The sequence below is a fragment of the Corynebacterium sp. Z-1 genome (assembly GCF_031844665.1).
Classification (GTDB): domain Bacteria; phylum Actinomycetota; class Actinomycetes; order Mycobacteriales; family Mycobacteriaceae; genus Corynebacterium; species Corynebacterium sanguinis.
Genome location: NZ_CP134621.1, coordinates 1,802,636 through 1,828,732, shown reverse-complemented (window position 1 = coordinate 1,828,732; position 26,097 = coordinate 1,802,636). Strand labels below are relative to the sequence as shown.

Sequence of the window (26,097 nt, the reverse complement as noted above, 5' to 3'; positions counted from 1 at the left end):
TAAACACATGCAGATCACCGGATTCGCGGCCGGTCCGCTGCAGACCAACTGCTACATCGTCTCCAACGAGGACACGGGTGAGGCAGTGGTCGTCGACCCGAGCTACGGGGCGCACGCGCGCGTGGAGAAGTTCTGCGCGGCAGAAAACCTCACCGTGGTCGCAATCATCTTGACCCACGGCCACATCGACCACATCCGCGACGCGGGCAAGTTCGGGGTGGAGACGTTCATCCACGCCGACGACGTCTTCATGCTCGACGGGGCGGCGGCCACCGAGTGGCTGCGCGTGCCCTTCGACATCGACAACATGGAGCCGATTGCCAACCTCACCGAGGTCACCGGCGGCCAACAAGTCACCCTCGCCGGCATGGACTTCACCGTCCGGCACGCCCCGGGCCACTCGCCGGGCAGCGCGCTGTGGATCCACGACGACTTCGTGCTCGCCGGCGACGTGATCTTCCAGGGCTCGATCGGGCGCACCGACCTGCCGTACTCGGACGAGGAGGCGATGCAGGCTAGCCTGCGCGGGCCCGTGTGGGAGATCGAGGACCGCCTGCCACTTCTTCCCGGCCACGGCCCGACGACCACAATGGCGCACGAACGCGCCACCAACCCCTACCTGCGGGCGGCGAACCAGGGGCGCTGACTAGACTTCTCACCCGTGAGCGAAAACAGCACATTTCAGGCCCTGTCGGCCCCAAAGGGCGTGCCCGACTACGTCCCGCCGGCCTCGGCGACGTTTATCGCGGTGCGTGACGAGTTCGCGCGCCAAGCGCGGCTTGCCGGCTACCAGCACATCGAGCTGCCGGTGTTCGAGGACACCACGCTGTTCGCCCGCGGCGTGGGGGAATCGACCGATGTGGTCTCAAAGGAGATGTACACCTTCGCCGACCGCGGCGACCGCAGCGTCACGCTACGCCCGGAGGGAACGGCAGGGGTGATGCGCGCGGTGGTCGAGCACAACCTCGACCGCGGCTACCTGCCGGTCAAGCTCAATTACTATGGCCCGTTTTTCCGCTACGAGCGCCCCCAGGCGGGCCGCTACCGCCAGCTGCAGCAGGTGGGCGTGGAGGCCATCGGCGTCGACGACCCGCTTCTCGACGCCGAAATCATCGCCCTGGCCGACCGCTGCTACCGCGCCGTCGGCCTGACGGGCTTCCGCCTCGAGCTGACAAGCCTGGGCGACAACACGTGCCGGCCCGCCTACCGCGAGAAGCTGCAGCAGTTCCTGTTCTCCCTCGACCTGGATGAGGAAACCCGCCGCCGCGCGGAGATCAACCCACTACGCGTGCTCGACGACAAGCGCCCCGAGGTCCAAGAGATGACCGCGGATGCCCCGCTGATGATCGACCACCTCTCAGACGAAGCGCGCGCGCACTTTGACACGGTGACCGCCACCCTCGACGCGATGGGCGTGGACTACGTGATCAATCCGCGCATGGTGCGCGGCCTGGACTACTACACAAAGACCACCTTCGAGTTCGTCCACGACGGCCTCGGCGCGCAGTCCGGCATCGGCGGCGGCGGGCGTTACGACGGCCTCATGGCCCAAATCGGCGGCCAGGACCTCTCCGGCATCGGCTTCGGCCTCGGTGTCGACCGCACCGTGCTCGCTCTCGAGGCGGAAGGCGTCACCCTCGATGGGGTTGAGCGCCGCGTCGACGTGTTCGGGGTGGCGATGGGCGAGGAGGCGAGCAAACGCATGAGCTTGCTTATCGACGACCTCCGCGCCGCCGGAATTTCCGCCGACATGTCCTACGGCGGGCGCGGGCTCAAGGGCGCGATGAAGGGCGCCGACCGGGCGGGCGCGAAGTTCGCGCTCGTGCTCGGCGACAACGAGCTGGAGGCGAGCGAGGTCGCGGTGAAGAACCTCGCGGAGCACAGCCAGACCTCGGTGGCGCTTGACGCCCAGGCCGTGATCGCGGCGGTGGCTAGCACTCGGTGATGTTGACGGGAAGCCCGAGTTGAACGGCTAGCCCGCCCATCGAGGTTTCCTTGTATTTGGTCATCATGTCGCGGCCGGTGGCGGCCATGGTTTCCACGACGTCGTCGAGGGTGACGATGTTCGTGCCGTCGCCAAGCTTGGCCAGGCGCGCGGCGTTGATCGCCTTGACCCCGCCGATGGCGTTGCGCTCGATGCAGGGCACCTGCACGAGCCCGCCGACTGGGTCGCAGGTCAGCCCCAGGTTGTGCTCAAGCGCGATCTCAGCGGCGTTTTCGACCTGTTCGGCGGTGCCGCCCAAAATGGCGCACATGCCCGCCGCGGCCATCGCGGAGGCGGAGCCGACCTCGCCCTGGCAGCCGACCTCGGCGCCCGAGATCGAGGCGTTCGTTTTGATGATCGCCCCGATCGCGCCGGCGGTGAGCAGGAACTCTCGGGCCCGCTCGTCGGTGAAGTCCTCGGTGAAATCACGGCAGTAGTGCATCACGGCGGGGATGATGCCCGCCGCTCCGTTAGTCGGCGCCGTGACCACCTGGCCGTGGGCGGCGTTTTCCTCGTTGACGGCGAGCGCGAAGAGGTTGACCCACTCCATCGCGTCGAGGCCGCGGGCCGTGGATTCCTCGTACTCGGCGGTGAGCAGGCGGTACAGACGCGGGGCGCGGCGGGTGACGTTGAGCCCGCCGGGCAAAACCCCCTCGGCTTTGAGCCCGTTGGCGACGCATTCCTGCATCACGTTCCACACGGCATCGAGGTGTGCGCTGACCGTGTCCCAGCCGTGCAGGGCCTCCTCGTTTGCGCGCATCACCTCGGCGATGCTTAATCCGTTGTCGCGGCAGTGGTTCAAAAGCTCCTCACCAGAGTGGAACTCGAAGGGGATTGTGTCGTCGGGCTGCTCTATGGACACCCCGGCGCGGTTTCGGTGCGCCTCCATGCCCGCGCGGTCGAGGATGAACCCGCCACCGACGGAGTAGTACTCCTTGCGCGTGGTGATGCGGTTGCCCTCGGCGTCCCAGGCGTCGAAAATCAGGCAGTTGGGGTGCTGTGCGACCGGCTTGGGGTTAAACGTCACCTCGTAGTCGACGCTGCCCGCCGGCCCGGAGATGGTGCCGGACTCGGGGATTGCCACTCCGGGCACCGGGTCGATGTCGGGGGTGGTGGTCGTCGGGGTGTAGCCGACAAGGCCGAGCAGGACCGCGCGGTCGGTCCCGTGCCCCACACCCGTGGCGGCCAGCGAACCGCGCAGCTCGACGGCCACGCGCGGGGGCAGCTCGCCGAGGTTGTCGACGAAGGCCATCGCCGCGCGCATCGGGCCAACGGTATGGCTTGACGACGGCCCAATGCCGATGCTGAACAGGTCAACGACGCTGACAGTATTTTGCGACATAAAACAGATGCTACCTCACTGAACTATTCGCCACGGTGGCCCCGCAGCAGCTCGGAAAAAGGTATGAAATCATCGGTCACATCCACACCCGCCTTGCGTTTGCGCGGTGGGACGTCCGCGCTCGAGTCCGTCACCGCGCCGGCGAGCCCGCCAACGGAGCCCTCGGTGGCGACGATGAGCCGGGCCAGCTCGGCGGCGGCGCGGGCGACGCGCTTGTTAAAGTCCGCGCCCTCCGGCCCGCCGAAATCATCAGTGGCGGCGAACAGCGAGGTGGGAACCACGACGGCGCGCATGTAGGTCAACAGCGGGCGCATCGCGTACTCAGTCACCAGCGAGTGGCGCGCCGTGCCCGCGGTCGCGGCGATAATCGTCGGCATTCCGTTGAGGGCGTCGGTGTCCAGCACGTCGAAGAACATCTTGAACAGTCCCGTGTAGCTCGCCTTGAACACCGGGGTGACGGCAACCAGGGCGTCGGCCTCGCTGAGCTGTGTCTTGACCTCGTCGAGGCGCGGGGTGGACATGCCCGTCGAGGTGTGCTGGGCCAGATCCCCCGTAAGCTCGCGCAGCTCGATGGTGGTCACCTCGAGCTTCTCGCCCCGCCCGCCGACGGCCGAGGACACCGCATTAGCGATCGTGTCGGCCACCTGGCGCGTTGTGGAGGGCGTCGATAAGCCAGCGGAAAGAACAATCAGGCGCTTCATTAATTCGCCTCCCCGTCGTTGCCGGGGTTGACCTTAAAGTGCGGCAGGGAGAGGCCCTCGCGCTTCGCGGCCAGCAGGGTGTCAAACGTCGGCGGGTCTGACGGCACATGGTCTGGGCGGCGCGCCTCCATGCGGCGGCGCAGCTCGGGCACAACCTCGGTGGCAAGGCGCTCGAGCTGGCTCAACACGACCTCCAGCGGTAAACCGGCGTGGTCGATGAGGAAGAGCTGGCGCTGGTAGTCGCCCACCCAGTCCGCGAACTGCATTGTGCGCTCAATAATCATCTCCGGCGTGCCCACCGTCAGCGGGGTCAGCTCGGTGAACTCCTCCAGCGAGGGGCCGTGGCCGTAGACGGGGGCGTTGTCGAAGTAGGGGCGGAACTCCTTTTTCGCCTGTTCCTCGGAGTCGGCGATGTAGACCTGCCCGCCGAGGCCGACGATCGCCTGGTCCGCGCTGCCGTGGCCGTGCGCCTCGTAGCGGCGGCGGTACAGGTCAACCATGGAGGCGGTGTGCTCCTTGTTCCAGAAAATGTTGTTGTGGAAGAAGCCGTCGCCGTAGTAGGCGGCCTGCTCGGCGATCTGCGGGGAGCGGATCGAACCGTGCCAGACGAACGGCGCTACGCCCTCAAGCGGAGCCGGGGTGGCGGTGAAGCCTTGCAGGGGAGTGCGGAACTGGCCCTGCCAGTTCACCACAGGTTCGCGCCACAGCCGGCGCAGCAGGTGGTAGTTCTCCACGGCGAGCGGGATGCCCTGGCGGATGTCTTTGCCGAACCAGGGGTAGACGGGGCCGGTGTTGCCGCGGCCCATCATCAGGTCCATGCGTCCGTCGACGAGGTTCTGCAGGAAGGAGTAATCCTCGGCGATACGCACCGGGTCCGTGGTGGTGATGAGCGTGGTCGCGGTTGACAGCTGGATGTTCTTCGTCTTCGCGCCGATGTGGGCGAGGTGGGTAGTCGGCGCAGAGGGGACGAACGGCGGGTTGTGGTGCTGGCCGGTGGCGAAGACATCGAGCCCGAGCTCGTCGGCTCTAACGGCAATGGCCGTCATTGAGTCGATGCGCTCCTTTTCCGTGGGGGTTGTTCCCGTGGTGGGGTCGGTGGTGACGTCGCCGATGGTGAAAATTCCGAACTGCAAGGGTGAGCCTCTTTCTTGGAAAGTGTTGTTGCTTCTATCCTAACGCAACAATGGTGACGTATCACCGATTCCATCGGGGGGCTAGACGGCCTTGAACAGGCTCGGGATATCCGAAGCCGTGGCGACGGCCAGGGGTTTCTGGGTGTCGTTGCCCGCCTCGGTGATGATCGCGGCGCGGGGCAGGGTGCCGTCGGCAAGCGGAGTGGTCAAAGCGTTGAGCACAGCGACTGCGGTCGCGGTGCGCGGCAGAAAGACCGCCTGATCCTGGCTTTCGGAATAGCGCAGCGCCTCGGCGACGGTCTTCGCGTCCAACCTGCCGTCGGCCCCCACATCCGCGGCCACCCACCGCGCGATGGCGTTGGAGGTGAGCAGGCCGACGTACTTAGTGCCGTCGTAGATGGGGAACTGCGAGATCTTGCTCTCGCGCAGGGTTGTCAGTGGCGAGTGGATGTCGTCGTCAGGCGCGAAGGTGACCACCTGCTGCGCGCCGAGGACACTCAGCGCCAGCGCGGGGCGAAGAAGTACGTCGCGGATGCGCTCAATAGTCGCGATCGTCTCCGGCAGCGGCTCCGCAATCGGCTTGAAATCCCGGTACTCGCCGTGGCTGATCGCGTTTCGCAGCTCCGCGAACTCTTTTAAGTCCGCGGCGTACTCGCGAGAGATCAAACCCTTCTTGGCCGCAAGGTTGGCCATCCAGGAAAAACCGTCCGATTTCTTCGCGTTCAACGTATCACGCAAAAACGCTTCGATGTCGTTGAACGCGGCGAGAAAAGACGTCGCACGGTTTTCAGTCATGGCTTAGGAATATACGCCGCGGTCCAGGTAGTCGCAGGCGCGCATGTGGCCGTCCTGGTAGCCGCGCAGGAACGCCTCCTCGCGCTGCTGCAAGGAGCCGTGAGTCCACTCGTCGGGGTTGACCTCGCCGCCGGAACGCTTCTGGATGTTGTCGTCGCCCACGGCGCGGGCGGTTTGGATTGCCGCGGTGATCTGCTCCCGGGTAAACGGCTCCAGCAGGGCATCCTCGCCCTTGTCGGCGTGCGACGCCCACAGGCCCGCGTAGCAATCAGCCTGTAGCTCAATGGCCACGGCCGCCGAATCCTCGCCGGGCTGGTTGTAGTTGCTCATGCCCAGGGTGCCCTCAAGCTGCTGGATGTGGTGGCCGAACTCGTGAGCGACAACGTACATCTGGGCGAGAGGCGCGTCCGAGCCGCCGAGCTGCTCAAGCTGGTTGAAGAAACTCACGTCGAAGTACGCGGTGGTGTCCGCGGGGCAGTAGAACGGGCCTGTCTGCGCCGAGGCCATGCCGCAGCCGGAGTTGACGGTGTTTTGGAACAAGGTCAGGCCCGGCTGGGTGTACTCGATGCCGGCTTCGGCGGGAAGGATGTCCTGCCACACGTTGTCGACGGACACGGCCGTCGCCTCCAGGCGGCAATCGGCGTACTCGTTCGCTGCACCTGCGGCGTTGCAGTGGTCGAGGTTGTAGCCCCCGCCATCGGTGACCTGGTTCGGCTCGGCCAGCGGGAGCGGAATCTGACCGCCGCCTCCACCGCCTCCGCCGCCGAGGAGCAGGAACAGGCCAATGAGCAGCAGGGTGCCCAGGCCGCCACCGCCGATCACCATGGGTGCGGCGCCACGGCTGCCGCCGGAGGCTGTGGTCGCGCGGTTTCCGGAGCGACGTTAGCTGTCTTTGAAAGTCATGGCAGCAATTTTGCCAAACCCTGACAGCGAACGCGCACATCTACCGGCCCAACTCGCGCGTGTGGCAGCCAGTCACGTGGCTCGGAGGGCCAACGCCGGTGCCGCGCGCGGGGAAGGAGTAGAGTAGAAGCCCGCTAAGCGTTGCCGCGTACAGGGCCGGCACATCAGGCCCACTTTGAAAAAATATGGCAACACCCCCGTGACTAGAAGGACGTGGAAACGACAGTGCTGCGCACCCACCTCGCCGGAGACCTCCGCAAAGAACTCGATGGCCAGACCGTAACGCTCACCGGGTGGGTCTCGCGCCGCCGCGACCACGGAGGCGTTATCTTCATCGACCTGCGCGACCGCTCCGGTCTCGCGCAGGTGGTGTTCCGCGAGTCCGAGGTCGCCGAGGCGGCGCACGACCTGCGCAGCGAGTACTGCATCAAGGTCACCGGCGTGGTCGAGCCGCGCCCGGAGGGTTCGGCAAACCCGAACCTTGCCTCGGGCGAGATCGAGGTCAACGCGGTCGAGCTCGAGGTGCTGAACAAGTCCGCAGCGCTGCCGTTCCAGGTTGATGACTTCTCCTCCAACGAGGTCGGCGAGGAAACCCGCCTGAAGTACCGCTACCTTGACCTGCGCCGCGAGCGCCAGGCCGCCGCGCTGCGCCTGCGTTCCGACGCCAACCGCGCCGCCCGCGAGGTGCTTGCCCGCCACGACTTCACCGAGATTGAAACCCCGACGCTGACCCGCTCCACGCCCGAGGGCGCGCGCGACTTCCTCGTGCCGGCGCGCCTGCGCCCCGGCTCCTGGTACGCGCTGCCGCAGTCGCCGCAGCTGTTCAAGCAGCTGCTCATGGTCGCCGGCATGGAGCGCTACTTCCAGATCGCGCGATGCTACCGCGACGAGGACTTCCGCGCCGACCGCCAGCCGGAATTCACCCAGCTCGACATCGAGGCGAGCTTTGTCGACCAGGACGACATCATCGAGCTGGCCGAGGAAATCCTCGTCGAGCTGTGGAAGCTCATCGGCGTGGACATCTCCACCCCGATCCCGCGCATGACGTACGCCGAGGCCATGGAGAAGTACGGCTCAGACAAACCCGACCTGCGCTTCGGTATCGAGCTGGTGGACTGCACCGAGTTCTTCAAGGACACCCCCTTCCGCGTGTTCCAAAACGAGTACGTCGGCGCCGTGGTCATGGAAGGCGGGGCGTCTCAGCCACGCCGCCAGCTCGACGCCTGGCAGGAGTGGGCAAAGCAGCGCGGTGCAAAGGGCCTGGCATACATCCTGGTCCAGGAGGACGGCGAGCTGTCCGGACCGGTGGCCAAGAACATCACCGACGCGGAGAAGGCGTCGATTGCGCAGCACGTCGGCGCGAAGCCGGGCGACTGCATCTTTTTCGCCGCCGGCGACACCAAGAGCTCCCGCGCTCTGCTCGGCGCCGCCCGCGGTGAGATCGCGCGTAAGCTCGACCTGATCAAGGAAGGCGACTGGGCGTTTACCTGGGTCGTCGACGCGCCGATGTTCGAGTCCTCCGCAGACGCCACCGCGTCGGGCGACGTCGCGCTGGGCCACTCCAAGTGGACCGCCGTGCACCACGCATTTACCTCCCCCAAGCCGGAGTACCTGGAGTCCTTTGACTCCGAGCCCGGCGAGGCGTTGGCGTACGCCTACGACATCGTCTGCAACGGCAACGAGATCGGCGGCGGCTCGATCCGTATCCACCAGCGCGACGTCCAGGAGCGCGTGTTCAAGGTCATGGGCATTACCGGGGAAGAGGCCCAGGAGAAGTTCGGCTTCCTGCTTGAGGCTTTCGCCTTCGGCGCCCCGCCGCACGGCGGCATCGCGTTTGGCTGGGACCGCATCGTCTCGCTGCTCGGCGGGTTTGATTCCATTCGCGACGTCATCGCCTTCCCCAAGTCCGGCGGCGGCGTCGACCCGCTGACCGACGCGCCCGCGCCGATTCCGACGGCACAGCGCAAGGAAACCGGTGTCGATTTCAAACCGAAGAAGGTTGACGCCCCGGCTGATTCGGGCGCCCCCAACTAAGGAGCCGACGCATGGAGCAAAGCGACGTCATCGCCGCTGCTGAGGGCATCCTGACCCGCCGCTTTGGCGGGGCGCAGGAGCTTGTCGACGCCACCCGCCTGCCCGGCTCGGGCCTCGCCGGCGTCTACCGCGCGAAGGTGGCCACGAACCCCTTCCTGCAGCACCGCTCCGTGGTAGTGAAGTACTCTCCGCTAGTCGGTGACCCCCTCGAGGACGCCGCCTACTTGCGGGAGGTCGTGGCGTACCAGTTCACGACGTCGTTAAGCGAAGAGGTGCGGCCGGGCCCCGTGCTTCTGGGCTACGACGTTGACAAGCGCATCATTATCATCACCGACTCAGGCGACGGCGACACCCTGGACAGCCTGCTCGCGGAGTCCACCGCTGAAGAGCGGGTCAACGTGCTGCGTTCCTTCGGCTCGGCACTGGGCAGGATGCACGCCGGCACAGCCGACAAGGAAGACGCGTTCAATGTGCTCTTTAGCCGCCTGACCCGCGCCCACAGCGGTGCCGAGGGCGTGCAGAACCTTCGCGACCGGCTGCTGTTCCACCGCATCCGGCTCGGGCTGGAAATGATGGAGCAGGCCGGCATCGAGGTGCCCGACGAGGTCAAAACCGTCGCCGAACACGGTAGCTACCGCCTGCTCAAGGGCGGAAACCGCGCGTTCACACCCTTCGACCTCGCGCCCGACAACGTGATCTACGCCGGGACGATCCAATTCCTCGACTACGAGTGGGCGGGATTTCGCGACGTCACCTTCGACCTCGCATCGGTGATCGCGGGCTTTCCCAACTACATCTCCACCGACCCGATTACCGACGAGGAAGCCCACGTGTTCACCGAGGCCTGGGTGCGCGAGGTCAGCGGGCTGTGGCCGGAAGTGGAGCGACCGGAGACCCTGCATGCACGGATCACCGCCGCGCTTATCGCCTGGGCGCTGTCCAGCGTTTCCGTGCTCAACGTCAACGCCCACAGCGAGGTGTGGGAGCAGGACGAGACAATCACCGCTGATTTCCAGGCTGCGGGAGTCGATGTCGGTGCGGGCGTGCATCTGGAAGAGTTCGAGGTCAGCGGCGATTTGTTGCGGCCCTCGCACCAGGGGCCGTTTACAGCCGACGAGAAGCTCGTGCGCCGCGATCTGTACGAGACGTTCGAAGCACTCGCGCGCTACTCCGGCGCTGGTGACGACCCCGCGTACAAGGAAATCTCCGAGTTCGCGCACGCGGTGGCGCGCAGGCTGAGTTAGGCGGCCGGCCATGGAGGAGGGACTGTTCGGCAACGATCTGGCCGCCCGCGCGGCGGGCAACCGCGGCTCCAGCCTGTTCGCCGTAGGGGAGTCCGCCCCGCTCGCCGCGCGGATGCGCCCGCAGAGCCTAAGCGATGTCGTCGGCCAGGACCACGTGCTGGGCGAGGGCAAGCCGCTGCGCCGGCTCGTCGAGGGCTCCGGCGCGGCGTCCGTGATCCTCTACGGCCCGCCCGGGACGGGAAAGACCACCATCGCCTCGCTGATCGCGTCAACGATGGGGCAGAACTTCGTGGGTCTGTCGGCGCTGTCGTCCGGGGTCAAAGAGGTCCGCGAGGTCATCGCGCAGGCCCGCCGCGACATAGCGCGCGGCGAGAAAACTGTGTTGTTTATCGACGAGGTGCACCGGTTTTCCAAAACACAGCAGGATGCACTCCTCGCCGCGGTGGAGAACCGCACCGTGCTGCTGGTCGCGGCGACGACGGAGAACCCGTCGTTTAGTGTCGTGGCGCCGCTGCTGTCGCGCTCGCTGCTGCTGCAGCTGCGCTCGCTTGAGCCCGATGACATCGGCCGCGTGCTCGACCGCGCGATGGAAGACGAACGCGGCGTGGGCGGGGACAAGACGCTCGAGCCGGCCGCCCGCGAGCAGCTCGTGTTGCTCGCCGGCGGTGACGCGCGCCGCGCCCTGACCTACCTCGAAGCCGCCGCCGAAGCGATCGACGATGGCGGCGCGATCACCGTCGAGGTGGTGCACGACAACGTCAACCGCGCGATCGTGCGTTACGACCGCGACGGGGACCAGCACTACGACGTCATCTCCGCGTTTATCAAGTCGATCCGCGGCTCGGACGTCGATGCGGCTCTGCACTACCTGGCGCGCATGATCGAGGCGGGGGAGGACCCCCGGTTCATCGCGCGCCGCCTGGTCATCCACGCCTCGGAGGACATCGGGATGGCGGATCCGACCGCGCTGCAGACGGCGTCGGCCGCGGCCCAGGCCGTGCAGTTCATCGGGATGCCGGAAGGGCGGCTCGCCCTCGCCCAGGCGACGATCCACCTCGCCACGGCGCCGAAGAGCAATGCCGTCTACGAAGCGATCAACCGCGCTCAGGCGGACGTCGCTAAGGGCAAAGCTGGCCCGGTCCCCGCGCACCTGCGTGACGGGCACTACAAGAATGCGGAGGCGATGGGAAACGCCGTGGGCTACGTCTACCCGCACGACGATGAGCGTGGGGTGGTTCAGCAGCGCTACATTCCGGAGGGTCTCGACGACGCCGTCTACTACGACCCGGCTGGCCATGGCGCGGAGAAGCGGATCAGGGAATACTTGGGCCGGCTGCGGCGGATGGTGCGCGGCAGCTAGCGCCCCGCCACGCGGTCGATCGCCGGCGAGGGCACCCGCGCGGGTAAAGTGGTTTGCGGTTTTACTCCCCTTCCACTTGTTAAAGGATATCGCCCGTGCAGACCCATGAGATCCGAGAGCGTTTCACCCAGCACTTCGTCGACGCCGGACACGAGCCGGTGCCGAGTGCCTCGCTGATCTTGGATGACCCGACGCTGCTGTTCGTCAACGCGGGCATGGTGCCGTTTAAGCCCTACTTCCTGGGCCAGCAGACCCCGCCGTTTGCCTCGGGCACTGCGACATCCATTCAGAAGTGCGTGCGCACCCTCGACATCGAAGAAGTCGGCATCACCACCCGCCACAATACGTTCTTCCAGATGGCGGGCAACTTCTCCTTCGGCCAGTACTTCAAGGAAGGCGCGATCAAGCACGCCTGGGCGCTTCTGACCAACCCGGTCTCCGAGGGCGGCTACGGGCTTGACCCGCAGCGGTTGTGGGTCACCGTCTACCTTGACGACGACGAAGCCGCCGACATTTGGGAGAACGTTATCGGCGTGCCCGCCGAGCGGATCCAGCGCATGGGCATGGAGGACAACTTCTGGTCCATGGGCGTGCCCGGGCCCTGCGGGCCGTGCTCCGAGATCTACTACGACCGCGGCCCCGAGCACGGCAAAGAGGGTGGCCCCATCGCCGACGACACGCGCTACCTCGAAATTTGGAACCTCGTGTTCATGGAGTCGATCCGCGGCGAGGGCGACAAGAAGGGTTTCGAGATCATCGGCGAGCTGCCGAAGAAGAACATCGACACCGGCATGGGCGTTGAGCGCGTCGCCTGCATCCTGCAGGGCGTGGACAACGTCTACGAGACGGACCTTCTGCGCCCAGTGATCGACGCCGCCATCTCGCTCACCGGCGCGCGCTACAACGCGGGCAATCAGCGTGACGACGTCCGCTTCCGCGTGATCGCCGACCACTCGCGCACCGCGATGATGATCATCCTGGACGGCGTCACGCCGTCCAACGAAGGCCGCGGCTACATCCTGCGCCGCCTGCTGCGCCGCATCGTGCGCTCGGCACGCCTCCTCGGCGCCACCGCGCCGGTGCTGGAGTCGTTCATGAACACGATCATGGACACCATGACCCCGTCGTTCCCCGAGATCGCCGACAACCGCGAGCGCATCGTCCGCGTCGCCGTGGCCGAGGAGCGCGCGTTTATGAAGACGCTGGAGTCCGGCACGCACCGCTTCGAGGAGGCCGCGGCATCGGTGAAGGCTGCTGGGGCCGGCACGCTGCCGGGAGCCCAAGCCTTCGAGCTGCACGACACCTACGGTTTCCCCATCGACCTGACGCTGGAGATGGCCCGCGAGTCCGGCCTCAAGGTGGACATGGAGGAGTTCAACCGGGAGATGGCGCTGCAGCGCCAGCGCGCCAAGGCTGACAACAAGGCGAAGAAGCAGGGCAACGTCGACGAGTCCCTCTACCGCGAGTGGGTCGATACCCGCCCGACTGAGTTCGTCGGGTTCAGCGAGCTGACCCACGACGGCACCGTCATCGGCCTCGTGCGCGACGGCGAGAAGGTCACCGAGGTCTCCCAGGGCGATGAGGTCGAGGTCATCCTCGACGTCACCCCGATGTACGCCGAGTCCGGCGGCCAGATGGGCGACCGCGGCCGCATCGTCGTCGGCGACACCGTGCTCAACGTCACCGACGTGCAGAAGGTGGGCAAGAAGCTGTGGATCCACAAAGCCACCGTGCAAAACGGCGGGCTTGACCTGGGCCAGGGCGTGACCACCGAGGTCGACAGCGCGTGGCGCCACGGCGCGCGTCAGGCGCACACCGCCACCCACCTCATCCACGCTGCGCTGCGCCAGGTGCTCGGCCCCACCGCGGTGCAGGCGGGCTCGCTGAACAAGCCGGGCTACCTGCGCTTTGACTTTAACTACACCGAGCAGCTCAGCGACGAGCAGATGCGCGAGATCGCGACGATCACCAACCAGGCCGTCGACGCCGACTTCGCCGTCAACACCATCGAGACCTCGCTCGAGGAGGCGAAGGCGATGGGCGCGATGGCGCTGTTCGGCGAGAACTACGGTGACGTCGTGCGCGTCGTGGAGATCGGCGGACCGTTCTCCATCGAGCTGTGCGGCGGCACGCACGTCGACCATTCCTCCCAGATCGGCCCCGTGGCGGTGCTCGGTGAATCCTCCGTCGGCTCCGGCGCGCGGCGCATTGAGGCGTACTCAGGCTTGGAGTCCTTCCGCTACTTCTCCCGCGAGGCCGCATTGGCATCGGGTCTGGCAGCGGAGCTGAAAACGCCGACCGAGCAGCTGCCGGACCGCATCGCGCAGCTCACCGATCGCCTGCGCGCCGCGGAGAAGGAGCTCGAGGCAATGCGCCGCCAGCAGCTCTCCAGCCAGACCGCGCAGTACGTCGAGCAGGCGCAGCGCGTCGGCGAGTTCTCGCTTGTCGCCGTGACGCTTCCCGACGGCCTCGGCGCCGGCGACCTGCGCACCATGGCGTCCGACGTGCGCGAGCGCCTCGGCACCCAGCCGGGTGTGGTCGTGCTCGCCTCCAGCGTCGACGGCAAGGTGCCGTTTGCGGTGGCGGCCACGAAGTCCGCGGTCCAGGCGGGTGTCAAGTCCGGTGACCTGGTCAAGCTCATCGGCGGCTACGTTGACGGCAAGGGCGGCGGCAAGCCGGATCTGGCGCAGGGCTCGGGCTCGAATCCGGAAGGGCTTTCGGCCGGCTTCAACGCAGTTAGGGATCACCTGGCACAGGCTTAGGTCCTCGTACCGTAAGATAACAAATCGGACACGTTACTATCACGAGCGAGGACAGGCTATGAAGGTGCTCCCCGACACACCAGGGGCGGACGACCCGGGCAACGGCCGACGCATCGGTCTTGATGTCGGGACCGTTCGCATCGGTGTCGCCGTCTCCGACCGCGACGCACGCCTGGCCATGCCCGTTGAAACCGTGGACCGTGTGACTACTTTCGGAGATGACGACGGGGCGGACGTCGACCGCCTCGTTGAGCTGATTGGTTTTTACGGGGCCGTCGAGGTCGTCGTCGGTCTGCCCCGTGACCTCAAGGGCAACGGTTCGAAAAGCGTCAAGCACGCCGAAGACATTGCGGCGCGCCTTCGCGCACGTTGCGGCGTCCCGGTGAGGATGGGCGACGAGCGCCTCACCACCGTGGCCGCCACGCACGCGCTTCGCGCGTCCGGGGTGAGCGCGAAAGCGGGCCGCAAGGTGATCGACCAAGCTGCGGCGGTGGAGATCTTGCAATCGTGGCTCGATGGCCGACTAACTACTCTCAAGGAGACTCACCCATGACAACTGGACGAATCGCCCGGCAGCGCACCCTCGGCGTAGCCGTCATCGTCGCATCCATTTTGCTCATCGTGGGCCTTATCGCGTGGATTGGCACGGCGCGCTCGGCCGGCGGCGGGGACTTCCAGGGCGAAGGAACCGGCGAGGAGCAGGTCGTGGAGATCCCCGAGGGCTCAAGCGTTTCCGCGCTGGGCCCCCAGCTGGAAGAAAAGGGTGTGGTGAAGTCGAACTCCGCCTTCCAGTCCGCCGCGATGGCGCACCCGGATTCCCACAACATCCAGCCGGGCTTCTACCGCCTGCAGTCGGGCATGAGCGCGGAGGCCGCGGTGGCTGCCCTGCTCGACCCGGCGAACCGGATTACGCCGCTGCAGGTCAACGGGGGCGCCACGCTGATGGACGTAAACGTCGTCGGCGGGCAGACCCGCCAGGGCATTTACTCGCAGATCCAGCAGGTCTCCTGCGGGGATCAGCCGACGCAGGACTGTGTGACCGTCGAGAAGCTCCAGCAGGTCGCGGCGAACACGAACCCCGCTGACCTCGGTGTGCCCGACTGGGCGGCTGAGACGGTCACCGCGCGCGCCGGCGACCCGAAGCGCCTCGAAGGCCTCATCGCCCCGGGCGAGTACATCATCGACCCGGGTGCGGACGCCGAGACGATCCTCACCGACCTGATTTCCCGCTCGGCGGACCTGTACGACTCCACCAACATCGTCGCGCGCGCGGAGACGGTCGGCATCACCCCCTACGAGCTGCTGGTCGCGGCGTCGCTGGTGGAGCGCGAGGCCCCCGCGGGCGAGTTTGACAAGGTCGCGCGCGTGATCCTCAACCGCCTGAATGCGCCGATGCGCCTGGAGTTCGACTCCACCGTCAATTACGACCTGCCCACGGTCGAGGTCGCCACGGGCGATTCGGCGCGCCAGCGCGTCACCCCGTGGAACACCTACGCGATGGACGGCCTGCCGGAGACCCCGATCGCCTCGCCGTCGCTCGAGGCAATCACCGCAATGGAGAACCCCGCCGAGGGCAACTGGCTGTTCTTCGTCACCATCGACTCCGACGGCACGACGGTGTTCAACGACACCTTCGAGCAGCACCTGGAGGACACTCAGCGCGCCTACGAGTCCGGCATCTTGGACTCGCAGCGCTAATGAGTGTCAACCACCGCGCGGCCGTGCTCGGCTCGCCGATTGATCACTCCCTGTCGCCGGTGCTGCACAACGCCGGCTATGCCGCGGCGGGGCTGCGCGACTGGGAGTACTCGCGCATCGAATGCACCGCCGCGCAGCTGCCCGCAATCGTCGGCCGCGCGGACGAGACCTTTCGCGGCTTCTCGGTGACCATGCCCGCGAAGTTCGCCGCGCTCGAGTTCGCTACTGAGGCCACCGAGCGCGCGGCAGCGATCGGCTCAGCGAATACGCTCACGCGTATCGACGGCGGGTGGCGCGCCGACAACACCGACTGCGAGGGCATCGCCGGGGCGCTTACCGCCCTGCTTGGCGACGCCCCTATCACGTCCGCCCTGGTCATCGGCGCGGGTGGCACGGCGCGCCCGGCACTGTGGGCGCTTGGCGAGCGTGGGGTGAACAACCTCACGGTGCTCAACCGCAGCGACCGCAGTGCAGAGGTTCGCCCGCTGGTCAAGGACGCGCAGCTGCAGTTCACGTCCTTTGACGCGGATGTTAGGGCACTCGCGATCGATGCGGACGTGATTGTGTCCACGGTGCCCGCCCACGCGTTGAAGGAGCACGCAAAGCTGCTCGGCCACGCGCCCGTGGTGGACGTGATTTATGATCCCTGGCCCACACCGCTTGCCACGGCCGCGGCGTCCAACGGGTACACGTCAGTGGGCGGGCTGGTCATGCTCGCCGAACAGTCGTTTAGCCAGTTTGAGCAGTTCACCGGGGTTGCCGCGCCGCGCGAGGCGATGCGCGAGGCGCTGTTGTACCCCAGGTGCTAGGCCGGGCCGTGGCCTAGACTCACACCTTATGTGGCTGTGGGGGGCTGCGGCGCTCGCGTGGAGCGCCGCATTGACGTATTTCGATCTAACCAGGCTGCGCCTGCCGGATTGGTTGACGCTGCCTGGGGCCGTCGTCATGTTCGCGGCGTGCGTGGCGCACCCGGTGGGGCTGTGGGGGTTTCTCTGGCCGTCTCTGTACCTGGTTGCCGGGTCCGGTGTGGGCGGCGGGGACGTGAAGCTGGCAGTGCCGCTGGGCATCGCGTGCGCTCTGCTGGCGGGCGTCGGGGGTGTGCTTGCCGCGATCCTGGCGGCCAGCCTGTTCACGCTGGTCGCAGCCGCTGTGACGCGCAGGCGTGGGCTGGCGCACGGGCCGTCGATGCTCGCGGCGGCGTGGCTGGTTGGCCTATATGCGCTGGCGCAAGGCGACCTGTGACACAATGTTGCGCATGCTTCGTTGGACCACCGCTGGGGAATCCCATGGCCAGGCGCTTGTCGCCCTGATCGAGAACATGCCTGCTGGCGTGCCCGTGACCAAGGAGGAGATCGGCCACCAGCTCGCGCGCCGCCGCCTCGGCTACGGCCGCGGGGCGCGCATGAAGTTTGAGGCCGATGAGCTCACCCTGCTCACCGGCGTGGTGCACGGCTATAGCATCGGCAGCCCGATCGCCATCCAGATCGCCAACACCGAGTGGCCGAAGTGGACCACGATCATGTCCCCGGAGCCGGTGGATATGGATGACCCCGAGGTGGCCAAGGCAATGAGCTCCGGCCGCGGCGCGCAGCTGACCCGGCCGCGCCCCGGGCACGCTGATTTTGCCGGCATGGTCAAGTACGGGCACCTGCACGCGCGCCCGATCCTGGAGCGCTCCTCGGCGCGCGAGACGGCGGCGCGTGTCGCCGCGGGTGCCGTCGCGCGCTCGTTGCTGCGCGAGGTCCTCGGCGTGGAAATCGTCTCCCACGTGATCTCCATCGGGGAGTCGGCGCCGTACAGCGGACACGCGCCGACGCCTGCCGACATTGAGGCCGTCGATGCTTCGCCCGTTCGCGCATTCGACAAGGCCGCTGAGGAGGACATGGTGGCGCGGATCGAAGCCGCGAAGAAGGACGGCGATACCCTCGGCGGCATCGTCGAGGTTGCCGTCGACGGCCTGCCCATCGGCCTGGGCTCGCACATCTCCGGCGACGCGCGCCTAGACGCGCAGCTCGCCGCGGCGTTGATGGGCATCCAGTCAGTCAAGGGCGTGGAGGTCGGCGACGGTTTCGAGGAGGCGCGCCGCCGCGGTTCCGCAGCCCACGACGAGATGGTCCGCGACAGCGACGGCGTCCGCCGCCTGACAAACCGCGCCGGCGGGCTCGAAGGGGGCATGACCAACGGCGAGCAGCTGCGGGTGCGCGCCGCGATGAAGCCGATCTCCACGGTGCCGCGCGCTCTGCGCACCGTCGATATGGCCACCGGTGAGGCGGCGACGGGCATCCACCAGCGCTCCGATGTCTGCGCCGTACCCGCCGGCGGCGTGGTCGCCGAGGCGATGGTGGCGCTCGTGCTCGCGCGCGCTGTGACCGAGAAGTTCGGCGGCGACAGTCTTGCGGAGGTCAAAGCCAACGTTGTCTCCTACAATGACTATGTTTCGAAGCGTCTGGCTTTCCCGGGTATTGGAGGTACGGATGAGTGATACGCATGGCGATGTAGCTGCGACGGCTGCAGTGGTGCACTCGCGCCCGCGCGTGGTGTTGGTGGGGCCGCCGGGCGCCGGAAAGTCGACGATTGGGCGTCGTCTAGCGAGCGCTCTGAACTTGCCGCTGGTGGACTCCGATGAGCTGATCGAGCAGGGGGAGGGCAAGGCCTGCGGCGAGGTCTACCTCGAGCACGGCGAGAAGAACTTCCGCGAGCTCGAGGCCGGTTACGTCGCCACAGCGCTCGCGACCGGCGGGGTGGTCAGCCTCGGCGGGGGAGCAGTGCTTAACGACGCCACCCGCACGCTCCTCCAAGCACACACCGTGGTGTGGATTGATGTCAGCGCGGAGGAAGGAATCCGCCGCACCGCCAACGAGACGACGCGCCCGGTGCTCAACGCGGCCGACCCGGCGCAGCACTACCGGGACTTGCTGGCGTCGCGCGAGCACCTGTACCGGGAGGTCTCCAGCCACCGCGTGCGCACCGACGAGCGGCCGCCGCAGCGCGTGGTGGCCGAGGTATTGGGAATCATCGATTCCCTGTGAAGGAGTAGGAACATGGCAGTAGTCGAGGTCAACGGGCCTTCCCCGTACAAGGTCCACATCGGGCACAGCAACCTCTCCGGCGTCGCCGAGCGCGTGGGTGCGATCGGCGCGCGCAAAGTGCTCATCGTCCACCAGGTGCCGCTGGCGGCCGTGGCGCGCGAGATCTGCCGGGCCGTGGAGTCCGCCAACGTCGAGTGCGTCCTCGCGCCCGTGCCCGACGCTGAGGACGGCAAAACCATGGAGGTCCTGTCCGGGCTGTGGGAGCTGCTGGGGGAGAAGAAATTCTCCCGCCAGGACGTCGTCATCGGTGTCGGCGGCGGCGCTGCGACCGACCTGGCCGGTTTCGTGGCCGCGACGTGGATGCGCGGGATCAAGGTCATCCAGGTGCCCACGTCACTGCTCGGGATGGTTGACGCCGCGGTCGGGGGCAAGACCGGGATCAACACCGCCGCGGGCAAGAACCTCGTGGGCAGCTTCCACGAGCCGGACTCGGTGTTTATCGACCTTGAGCGGCTCATCACGCTGCCGGAAGAGGAGCTCATCTCCGGCTCGGCGGAGCTGATTAAGACCGGGTTTATCGCGGATCCGCGGATCCTGGAGCTCTACATGGACGACCCCCAGGCCCACTACGCGGAGCTGGTGGAGCGCTCTGTGGCCGTTAAGGCGTCGGTGGTCAGCCAGGACTTGAAGGAATCCGGCCTGCGGGAGATCCTCAACTACGGCCACACGCTTGGCCACGCGATTGAGCTGCGCGAAAACTACACCTGGCGCCACGGCAACGCCGTGGCCGTCGGCATGATGTTCGTCGCCCACCTCGCGCGCAACAGGGGGCTGATCGGCGACGACATCGTGGAGATGCACCGAAACATCCTCGAACGCATCTGCTTGCCCACAACCTACGAGGCGGGCGCGTTCGACGAACTGTATGAGGCGATGACGCGCGATAAGAAGAACCGCGACGGCCGGGTGCGCTTCGTCGTGCTCGATTCTCTGGGCTCGTGCACCCGAATCGAGGATTCGACCATCGAGGAGATGCGCGACGCGTATTCTGCTATCTCATGAAGGTTTTAGTGCTCAACGGGCCCAACTTGAACCGGTTGGGCAAGCGACAGCCCGACGTGTACGGCTCCGAGACGCTCGCTGACGTCGTCAAGCGGCTTGGCGAGGCCGCCGCCGAGCGCCGCGTGGAACTCGAGTGCCGCCAAAGTAACCACGAGGGCGAGCTCATCGACTGGGTGCACGAGGCCGCCGACGGCGGCTGGGCCGTGATTATCAACCCCGGGGGCTTGACCCACACGTCTGTCGCGCTGCGCGACGCGCTGGCCGAGGTCGCCGACGGCGCGGGTTTTATCGAGGTCCACATCTCCAACGTCCACTCCCGCGAGGAATTCCGCCACCACTCGTACCTCTCGCCGATCGCCATCGGGGTGATCGCCGGGCTGGGCACGACCGGCTACGACCTCGCCCTCGATTACTTTGTCAGGAGGAACCATGCCGCTTGCTGATACCCGCTTTGCCACCCGCCGTCGCAAGTTGGCGAGCATGCTCGCCGCGCAGCGTGTCGACGAGATGCTGGTGACCAACCTGATCAACGTGCGCTACCTGGCCGGTTTCTCCGGCTCGAACGCCGCGCTGAAGATTTCCAAGGACCTCTCGGCCGAGATCGCCACCGACGGCCGCTACACCACCCAGGTCGCGGTCGAGGTCCCGGACATCGAGGCCACCATCACCCGCCAGTGCGCCGAGGCGCTGCTGTCGGGGGTCCCGGAGGGCCGCCGCGTCGGGTTCGAGGCGGACTACGTCTCCGTCGCCGCGCTCGAGCGGCTGACCAAAGCGTGCCCAGAGGGCGTCACGCTCGTGCCCGTGACAGGCGTGATCGAGCAGATCCGCCTGACCAAAGACGACATTGAACTGCGCCGTCTCACCGAGGCCGCGCGTCTCGCGGCGCAGGCGCTGACCGGGCTCGTCGAGGCCGGCGAGCTCGCCGCCGGGCGCACCGAGCGCGACATCGCCGCCGACCTCGAGTACCGCATGCGCGTGCTAGGCGCCGAGCGGCCCAGCTTCGACACCATCGTCGCCTCCGGGCCGAACTCCGCCATGCCGCACTACAGCGCCGGCGAGCGCACGCTTGTCGACGGCGACCTGGTCACCATCGACTTCGGCATGCACCGCCAGGGTTTCAACTCGGACATGACGAGAACCTTCGTCGTCGGCCACGCCACAGACTTCGCCCGCGAAATCTACGACATCGTGCTGCGCGCCCAGCTCGCCGGCATCAATGCGGCGACTCCGGGCACGGCGCTTGTCGACGTCGACAAGGCGGCGCGCGAGATCATCGAGGACGCGGGTTACGGCGACTACTTCACCCACTCCACCGGCCACGGCATCGGTCTAGAGGTCCACGAGGCTCCCGCCGCCGCGCCGACCGGCAAGGGCGTGCTGGAGGAGAACATGCTGCTGACCATCGAGCCCGGCATCTACGTCCCCGGCAAGGGCGGGGTGCGCATCGAGGACACGCTGATCATCACCTCCGGCGCGCCGCAGGTGATCACCGAGTGGGACAAGGCGCTGACCATTGTTTAAGTCCTCCGCCGGTGGTGTAGCATTGTCGTGTTTGCATACCACTCCCGACCACTAGGAAAGGCACGTCACGTGGCAACTACCGCCGATTTCAAAAACGGTCTTGTGCTCAAGGTTGATAACAAGCTGCAGCAGATCATTGAGTTCCAGCACGTCAAGCCGGGCAAGGGCCCCGCATTCGTGCGCACCAAGCTCAAGGATGTCGTCTCCGGCAAGACCGTGGACAAGACCTGGAACGCCGGCGTGAAGGTGGAGACCGCGACGGTGGACCGCCGCGACATGACGTACCTGTACAACGACGGCACCAGCTACGTCGTGATGGACGACAAGACCTACGAGCAGTACGAGCTGCCGGAGGACAAGTTCGGCGAGGCGTCGCGCTTCCTGCTGGAGAACATGCGCGTGCAGGTGTCCTTCCACGAGGGCGAGGCACTGTTCGCGGAGCTGCCGATCTCGGTCGACCTGAAGATCGAGCACACCGAGCCGGGCCTGCAGGGCGACCGCTCCACGGGCGGCACCAAGCCCGCGACGCTGGAAACCGGCGCGGAGATCCAGGTCCCGCTGTTTTTGGAGACCGGCAACGTGGTCAAGGTGGATACGCGCACGGGCGAGTACCTCTCGCGCGTGAACCAGTAATGAGCGACTACAAGAGTCGCGGCGCGCGGTACCGGGCGCGCCGCCGAGCCGTGGATATCCTCTTCGAGGCCGAGACGCGCGACATCGACCCCGTCGCGGTGGTCGAGGACCGCATCGAGCTGGCCCAGGACCCGCAGAACGCGGTCGCGCCGATTGCGGAGTACACCCGCGAGATCATCACCGGGGTTGCCGAAAAGCTTGACGACGTCGACGACGCGGTCGAGCGGTTCCTCTCGCAGGATTGGGAGCTTGGTCGCCTTCCGGCCGTCGATAGGCAAATTCTCCGTGTCGCCGCCTGGGAGATCCTGTTCAACGACGACGTCGCCGCGCCGATCGCGATTTCTAACGCGCTGGGGATGGCGGAGGAGTACGCGGGCCACGCCGCACCGCCGTACATTCACGCGGTGCTTGACGACGTTGTGAAGACGCTCCCGGCGCCCGAGGCCGATTCACCCGCCGACGAGTCGGCTGAGCGCGAAGACGTGCTCGGCGAGATCATCGCCGAGGCGCCGATCGCCGAGCCCCGCGCGCTGGACATCGAGCGCGACGAACCGCACAAGGCTTAAGTAAGGACAAACCATGGCCAGGATTTCTGTAGAGGAAGCGCAGCAATTCCGCGTCGACGAGAACTTCCAGCTTGCCGACGTCGACCCGACCGCGACCCCGGGTCTCGACAGCGATAAGAAGGTGGACAAGGCTTTCGATACCTTCGACGACGAGCTCGAAGACCTGCAAGAGATGCTCTTCGCCAACGCCCGCGCGGGCAACAGCGATGCGGGCAGCGTCCTTTTGATCCTGCAGGGCATGGACACCTCGGGCAAGGGCGGGCTGATCAAGCACGTTGTGGGTTCCACGATGGACCTGCAAGGCGTGCGCGTCCACGCGTTCGGCCCGCCGACCGAGGAGGAGCGCGCCCACGATTTCCTGTGGCGCTTCGAGCCGCACGTGCCGGAGCCTGGCATGGTGGCGGTGTTTGACCGCTCCCACTACGAGGACGTGCTGGTGCAGCGCGTGAAGCAGATGGCACCGCCGGAGGAGATTGAGCGCCGCTACGGCGCGATCGTCGAGTGGGAGAGCGAGCTGGCCGCGCGCGGCGTGAAGATCATCAAGGTCATGCCGCACATTTCGCGCGAGTTCCAGGAGGAGAACCTGCGCGAGCGCATCCTAAACGAGGAGAAGCACTGGAAGTACAACCCAGGCGACATCGATGATCGCCGCCTGTGGTCGCAGTACATGGCCGCCTACCAGATCGCGCTGACCCGCACCTCCACCGACGCAGCGCCCTGGTACTGCATCCCGTCCGACAACAAGGACTACTGCCGCACCGTGGTCAAGACCCTGATGTACGACGCGCTGAAATCGCTTGGCCTGTCGTGGCCGGAGGCCGATTTCGACCCCGAGGTAGAGCTGGAGAGGCTCGCGCATTCCTAGGGGTCGCGGTCTCGGGTCCGCTAAAGTTCTCGGTGATGGAAACGCGCCGCGAAAAAGAGGTCTGAATGTCGCAGGAGACGGTATCGCGGCGGCCTGTAGCGTGGCTTCTGATTATTGCGGTGTGGGTGGCAACTCCGTATAACAGCCCCACAATCCCAATCTGTCGTGGTATCTGTACGTGGTCCTTCTTGCAGTCACCGTGGTGTACGGCCTAGCAACCGCAGTGAGCAAACCCGACTGGCTTCTCTACCCCGCGCTCATTCTCACACTGTTCGCGTGGCCGATTATGACCTTTGCCGTTTTTCTTTACTTTGCCTAGGGCGAAAAGGGTTAGTGACTGCGCAGGTCAAGCGATCTTGATCGATTCAAGTGGAAAAAACCCCATTTGACTAGGGCAGATACGCTCGGCCACTATGTTGGGGTGATAAATACTCGAAAACTTTTTGCCGCTCTCGTTACCGTTTCTGCAGCCGCCGCTTTGGCGTCGTGCTCGTCCACCGGCGGTGCGCCGGAGAGCTCCGCTGGCGGTGAAACAGCCGGCGGCGTGGACACCCCGCGCTACGTTGTCGCGATGGTCTCCCACGGCGCCCCCGGCGACACGTTCTGGGACCTCGTGCGCAAGGGCGCGGAGGATGCGGCGGCGAAGGACAACATCGAGCTGCGCTACTCCTCCGACCCGCAGGCGCCCAACCAGGCGAACCTGGTGCAGTCTGCGATCGACGCCGGCGTGGACGGCATCGCCGTGACCCTGCCCAACGCCGAGGCCATCGGCCCGGCCGCGCAGCGCGCCGTCGAGGCGGGCATTCCCACCGTCGGGCTCAACGCCGGCATGAACGAGTACGCCGAATACGGGCTCAGCGGCTTCTTCGGCCAGGACGAGACCGTTGCCGGCACCGCCGCGGGCGAGCGTCTGAAGGACGAGGGCGCGAAGAACGTGCTGTGCGTCATCCACGAGCAGGGCAACTCCTCGCAGGAAGCACGCTGCGCTGGTGTCAAGGAGGGCCTCGGCGACTCCGGCAAGGTGGAGCTGCTCTACGTCAACGGCCAGGACCTCGTTTCGGCGCAGGCCACGATGCAGGCCAAGCTGGCACAAGACCCCGGGATTGACACCGTGTTCGGCCTCCAGGCCCCGGTGGCCATGCGCGCGATCGACGCGGTCAAGGACGCCGGTTCCGATGCTGAGATCGCGACCTTTGACACGAACGCTGAGCTTGTCGACGCCATTGCCGACGGCAGCGTGAAGTGGGCCGTCGATCAGCAGCCGTACCTGCAGGGCTACCTCGCCGTGGACTCGCTGTGGTTGGCTAAACGCAACGGCGGCACCATCGGCGGTGGCCAGCCCGTCTACACCGGCCCGAGCTTCGTCGAAGCGAGCAACGTGGACAAGATCGCGGAGGCCGCGAAGGCTGGCATGCGATGAGCACCGCAACCACGGCTGCCTGTGCCTCTGACGAGGACAGACTCAGGCGCCACTCCGGCGTCAGTGCCCTGATCCGCCGCCCCGAGCTGGCCAGCTTGCTGGGCCTGGCGTTGGTGTTCGCGCTGTTCATGTTCGTCGCACCCGCGTTCCGCTCACTCGACGCGGTAGCCACGGTCCTGTACGCCAGCTCCACGCTCGGCATTGTTGCGCTGGCCGTCGGCCTGCTGATGATCGGCGACGAGTTCGACCTGTCCAGCGGCGTGGCGGTGACCACCGCGGCGCTGGCGGCGACGATGCTCAACTACAACCTGCACCTCAACGTGTGGGTCGGCGCGGTCATTGCGCTGGGCATCTCGCTGGCCATCGGTGCTCTCAACGGCGTGCTTGTCACGCGCACGGGCATCCCCAGCTTCCTGATCACCCTCGCTGCGTTCCTCATGCTCCAGGGCCTGAACCTGGCGGTGACCAAGCTGGTGACCGGCCAGGTTGCCACCCCGAGCATTTCCAACATGGCGGGTTTTGATTCGGCTCGGGCGGTGTTCGCTAGCTCCTTTTCCATCGGTGGGGTGAGCATCCGCATCACCGTCGTGTGGTGGCTGCTGTTCGTCGCTGTGGCGTCGTTCGTACTGTTTAGGACGACATTTGGCAACTGGATCTTCGCGGTCGGCGGCAACCAGGACGCCGCGCGCGCCTCCGGTGTGCCCGTGGCGAGAGTGAAGATCATCCTGTTCATGACGGTCGCTTTCGCCGCGTGGTTCGTCGGCATGCACACCCTGTTCGCCTTCGACTCCATCCAGGCGGGCCAGGGCGTGGGCAACGAGTTTCTCTACATCATCGCGGCGGTCATCGGTGGCTGTTCGATGAACGGCGGCCGCGGTACCGCAATCGGCACCGCTATCGGCGCGCTCATCTTCGGCCTGACCAACCAGGGCATTGTTTACGCTGGGTGGAACCCGGACTGGTTCAAGTTCTTCCTCGGCGCGATGCTGTTGTTCGCAGTGTTCACCAACACCGCCTTCACCAGGTACACGGATTCGAGGTAGGG

General features: G+C 66.5%; 24 protein-coding genes and 1 pseudogene. 20 read left to right on the top strand and 5 right to left on the bottom strand.

The features are described from left to right. The first annotated feature begins 7 nt into the window (after window positions 1-7). Window positions 8-646: an MBL fold metallo-hydrolase gene (locus RIU96_RS08905; RefSeq protein ID WP_136651180.1), complete on the top strand. Its 639-nt coding sequence runs from the start codon at window positions 8-10 to the stop codon at window positions 644-646. A gap of 15 nt (window positions 647-661) precedes the next feature. Further along, window positions 662-1,945, top strand: coding sequence for a histidine--tRNA ligase (hisS, locus tag RIU96_RS08900; RefSeq protein WP_136651181.1), 1,284 nt, complete (start codon window positions 662-664; stop codon window positions 1,943-1,945). On the opposite strand, the gene RIU96_RS08895 is transcribed toward hisS, so the two are convergent. The 5 genes and pseudogenes from RIU96_RS08895 to RIU96_RS08875 form a co-directional block, all read right to left on the bottom strand. Further along, a complete protein-coding gene (locus RIU96_RS08895; RefSeq protein ID WP_136651182.1) occupies window positions 1,932-3,326 on the bottom strand; it encodes an L-serine ammonia-lyase in 1,395 nt (464 codons plus the stop codon). The genes hisS and RIU96_RS08895 overlap by 14 nt on opposite strands. Window positions 3,327-3,349: 23 nt before the next feature. Then, a complete protein-coding gene (locus tag RIU96_RS08890) occupies window positions 3,350-4,027 on the bottom strand; it encodes an FMN reductase (RefSeq protein WP_259792501.1) in 678 nt (225 codons plus the stop codon). Then, the gene (locus RIU96_RS08885) at window positions 4,027-5,160 is read right to left on the bottom strand and encodes a CE1758 family FMN-dependent luciferase-like monooxygenase (RefSeq protein ID WP_259792503.1); all 1,134 of its coding nucleotides are present in this window, start codon (window positions 5,158-5,160) and stop codon (window positions 4,027-4,029) included. Before RIU96_RS08885 ends, RIU96_RS08890 begins: the two co-directional genes overlap by 1 nt. An 81-nt stretch (window positions 5,161-5,241) precedes the next feature. After that, complete coding sequence (locus RIU96_RS08880; RefSeq protein ID WP_259792505.1) at window positions 5,242-5,955, bottom strand: CBS domain-containing protein; 714 nt, start codon at window positions 5,953-5,955, stop codon at window positions 5,242-5,244. Between the two features lie 3 nt (window positions 5,956-5,958). After that, window positions 5,959-6,828: pseudogene (locus RIU96_RS08875) on the bottom strand (neutral zinc metallopeptidase); the annotation flags it as partial. Window positions 6,829-7,083: 255 nt separating this feature from the next. Here RIU96_RS08875 and aspS point away from each other — a divergent pair. From aspS to RIU96_RS08785, 18 genes are all read left to right on the top strand, one after another. Further along, a complete protein-coding gene (aspS, locus tag RIU96_RS08870) occupies window positions 7,084-8,892 on the top strand; it encodes an aspartate--tRNA ligase (RefSeq protein ID WP_259809739.1) in 1,809 nt (602 codons plus the stop codon). Between the two features lie 11 nt (window positions 8,893-8,903). Next, the gene (locus RIU96_RS08865) at window positions 8,904-10,136 is read left to right on the top strand and encodes a phosphotransferase (RefSeq protein ID WP_136651187.1); all 1,233 of its coding nucleotides are present in this window, start codon (window positions 8,904-8,906) and stop codon (window positions 10,134-10,136) included. 10 nt (window positions 10,137-10,146) lie between these two features. Further along, a complete protein-coding gene (locus RIU96_RS08860) occupies window positions 10,147-11,496 on the top strand; it encodes a replication-associated recombination protein A (RefSeq protein WP_144318203.1) in 1,350 nt (449 codons plus the stop codon). A 95-nt stretch (window positions 11,497-11,591) separates the two neighbouring features. Further along, window positions 11,592-14,258 (top strand): alanine--tRNA ligase, encoded by a 2,667-nt coding sequence (gene alaS / locus RIU96_RS08855; RefSeq protein WP_144318204.1) that lies wholly within the window; start codon window positions 11,592-11,594, stop codon window positions 14,256-14,258. A gap of 58 nt (window positions 14,259-14,316) precedes the next feature. After that, window positions 14,317-14,811: a Holliday junction resolvase RuvX gene (gene ruvX, locus RIU96_RS08850; protein ID WP_144318205.1), complete on the top strand. Its 495-nt coding sequence runs from the start codon at window positions 14,317-14,319 to the stop codon at window positions 14,809-14,811. Beyond that, window positions 14,808-15,956: an endolytic transglycosylase MltG gene (mltG, locus tag RIU96_RS08845; protein WP_144318206.1), complete on the top strand. Its 1,149-nt coding sequence runs from the start codon at window positions 14,808-14,810 to the stop codon at window positions 15,954-15,956. The genes ruvX and mltG overlap by 4 nt, the downstream gene beginning before the upstream one ends. Next, entirely contained in the window at window positions 15,956-16,765 is an 810-nt protein-coding gene (locus RIU96_RS08840) for a shikimate dehydrogenase (RefSeq protein WP_311204883.1), read from the top strand. Before mltG ends, RIU96_RS08840 begins: the two co-directional genes overlap by 1 nt. A gap of 28 nt (window positions 16,766-16,793) precedes the next feature. Beyond that, complete coding sequence (locus RIU96_RS08835; RefSeq protein ID WP_259807932.1) at window positions 16,794-17,198, top strand: prepilin peptidase; 405 nt, start codon at window positions 16,794-16,796, stop codon at window positions 17,196-17,198. A 13-nt stretch (window positions 17,199-17,211) separates the two neighbouring features. Further along, a complete protein-coding gene (gene aroC / locus RIU96_RS08830; protein ID WP_144318209.1) occupies window positions 17,212-18,438 on the top strand; it encodes a chorismate synthase in 1,227 nt (408 codons plus the stop codon). Continuing rightward, window positions 18,431-18,985 carry a shikimate kinase gene (locus RIU96_RS08825; RefSeq protein ID WP_136651195.1) on the top strand — a complete coding sequence of 185 codons (555 nt, stop codon included), beginning with the start codon at window positions 18,431-18,433 and terminating at the stop codon, window positions 18,983-18,985. The genes aroC and RIU96_RS08825 overlap by 8 nt, the downstream gene beginning before the upstream one ends. A 12-nt stretch (window positions 18,986-18,997) precedes the next feature. Beyond that, window positions 18,998-20,047: a 3-dehydroquinate synthase gene (gene aroB, locus RIU96_RS08820; RefSeq protein WP_136651196.1), complete on the top strand. Its 1,050-nt coding sequence runs from the start codon at window positions 18,998-19,000 to the stop codon at window positions 20,045-20,047. Then, on the top strand, window positions 20,044-20,490 hold the full coding sequence (gene aroQ, locus RIU96_RS08815; RefSeq protein WP_136651197.1) for a type II 3-dehydroquinate dehydratase: 447 nt from the start codon (window positions 20,044-20,046) through the stop codon (window positions 20,488-20,490). Before aroB ends, aroQ begins: the two co-directional genes overlap by 4 nt. Continuing rightward, window positions 20,477-21,568, top strand: a complete 1,092-nt coding sequence (locus tag RIU96_RS08810; protein WP_144318210.1) for an aminopeptidase P family protein — start codon at window positions 20,477-20,479, stop codon at window positions 21,566-21,568. The genes aroQ and RIU96_RS08810 overlap by 14 nt, the downstream gene beginning before the upstream one ends. A 69-nt stretch (window positions 21,569-21,637) precedes the next feature. After that, the gene (gene efp, locus RIU96_RS08805; RefSeq protein ID WP_006840229.1) at window positions 21,638-22,201 is read left to right on the top strand and encodes an elongation factor P; all 564 of its coding nucleotides are present in this window, start codon (window positions 21,638-21,640) and stop codon (window positions 22,199-22,201) included. Beyond that, window positions 22,201-22,767 carry a transcription antitermination factor NusB gene (nusB, locus tag RIU96_RS08800; protein ID WP_136651199.1) on the top strand — a complete coding sequence of 189 codons (567 nt, stop codon included), beginning with the start codon at window positions 22,201-22,203 and terminating at the stop codon, window positions 22,765-22,767. The genes efp and nusB overlap by 1 nt, the downstream gene beginning before the upstream one ends. A gap of 13 nt (window positions 22,768-22,780) precedes the next feature. Beyond that, complete coding sequence (locus tag RIU96_RS08795; RefSeq protein ID WP_144689405.1) at window positions 22,781-23,632, top strand: PPK2 family polyphosphate kinase; 852 nt, start codon at window positions 22,781-22,783, stop codon at window positions 23,630-23,632. A 571-nt stretch (window positions 23,633-24,203) separates the two neighbouring features. Beyond that, entirely contained in the window at window positions 24,204-25,052 is an 849-nt protein-coding gene (locus tag RIU96_RS08790; protein WP_396136766.1) for a sugar ABC transporter substrate-binding protein, read from the top strand. Further along, the gene (locus RIU96_RS08785) at window positions 25,049-26,095 is read left to right on the top strand and encodes an ABC transporter permease (RefSeq protein WP_259823583.1); all 1,047 of its coding nucleotides are present in this window, start codon (window positions 25,049-25,051) and stop codon (window positions 26,093-26,095) included. The genes RIU96_RS08790 and RIU96_RS08785 overlap by 4 nt, the downstream gene beginning before the upstream one ends. The last annotated feature ends 2 nt before the right edge of the window (window positions 26,096-26,097 follow it).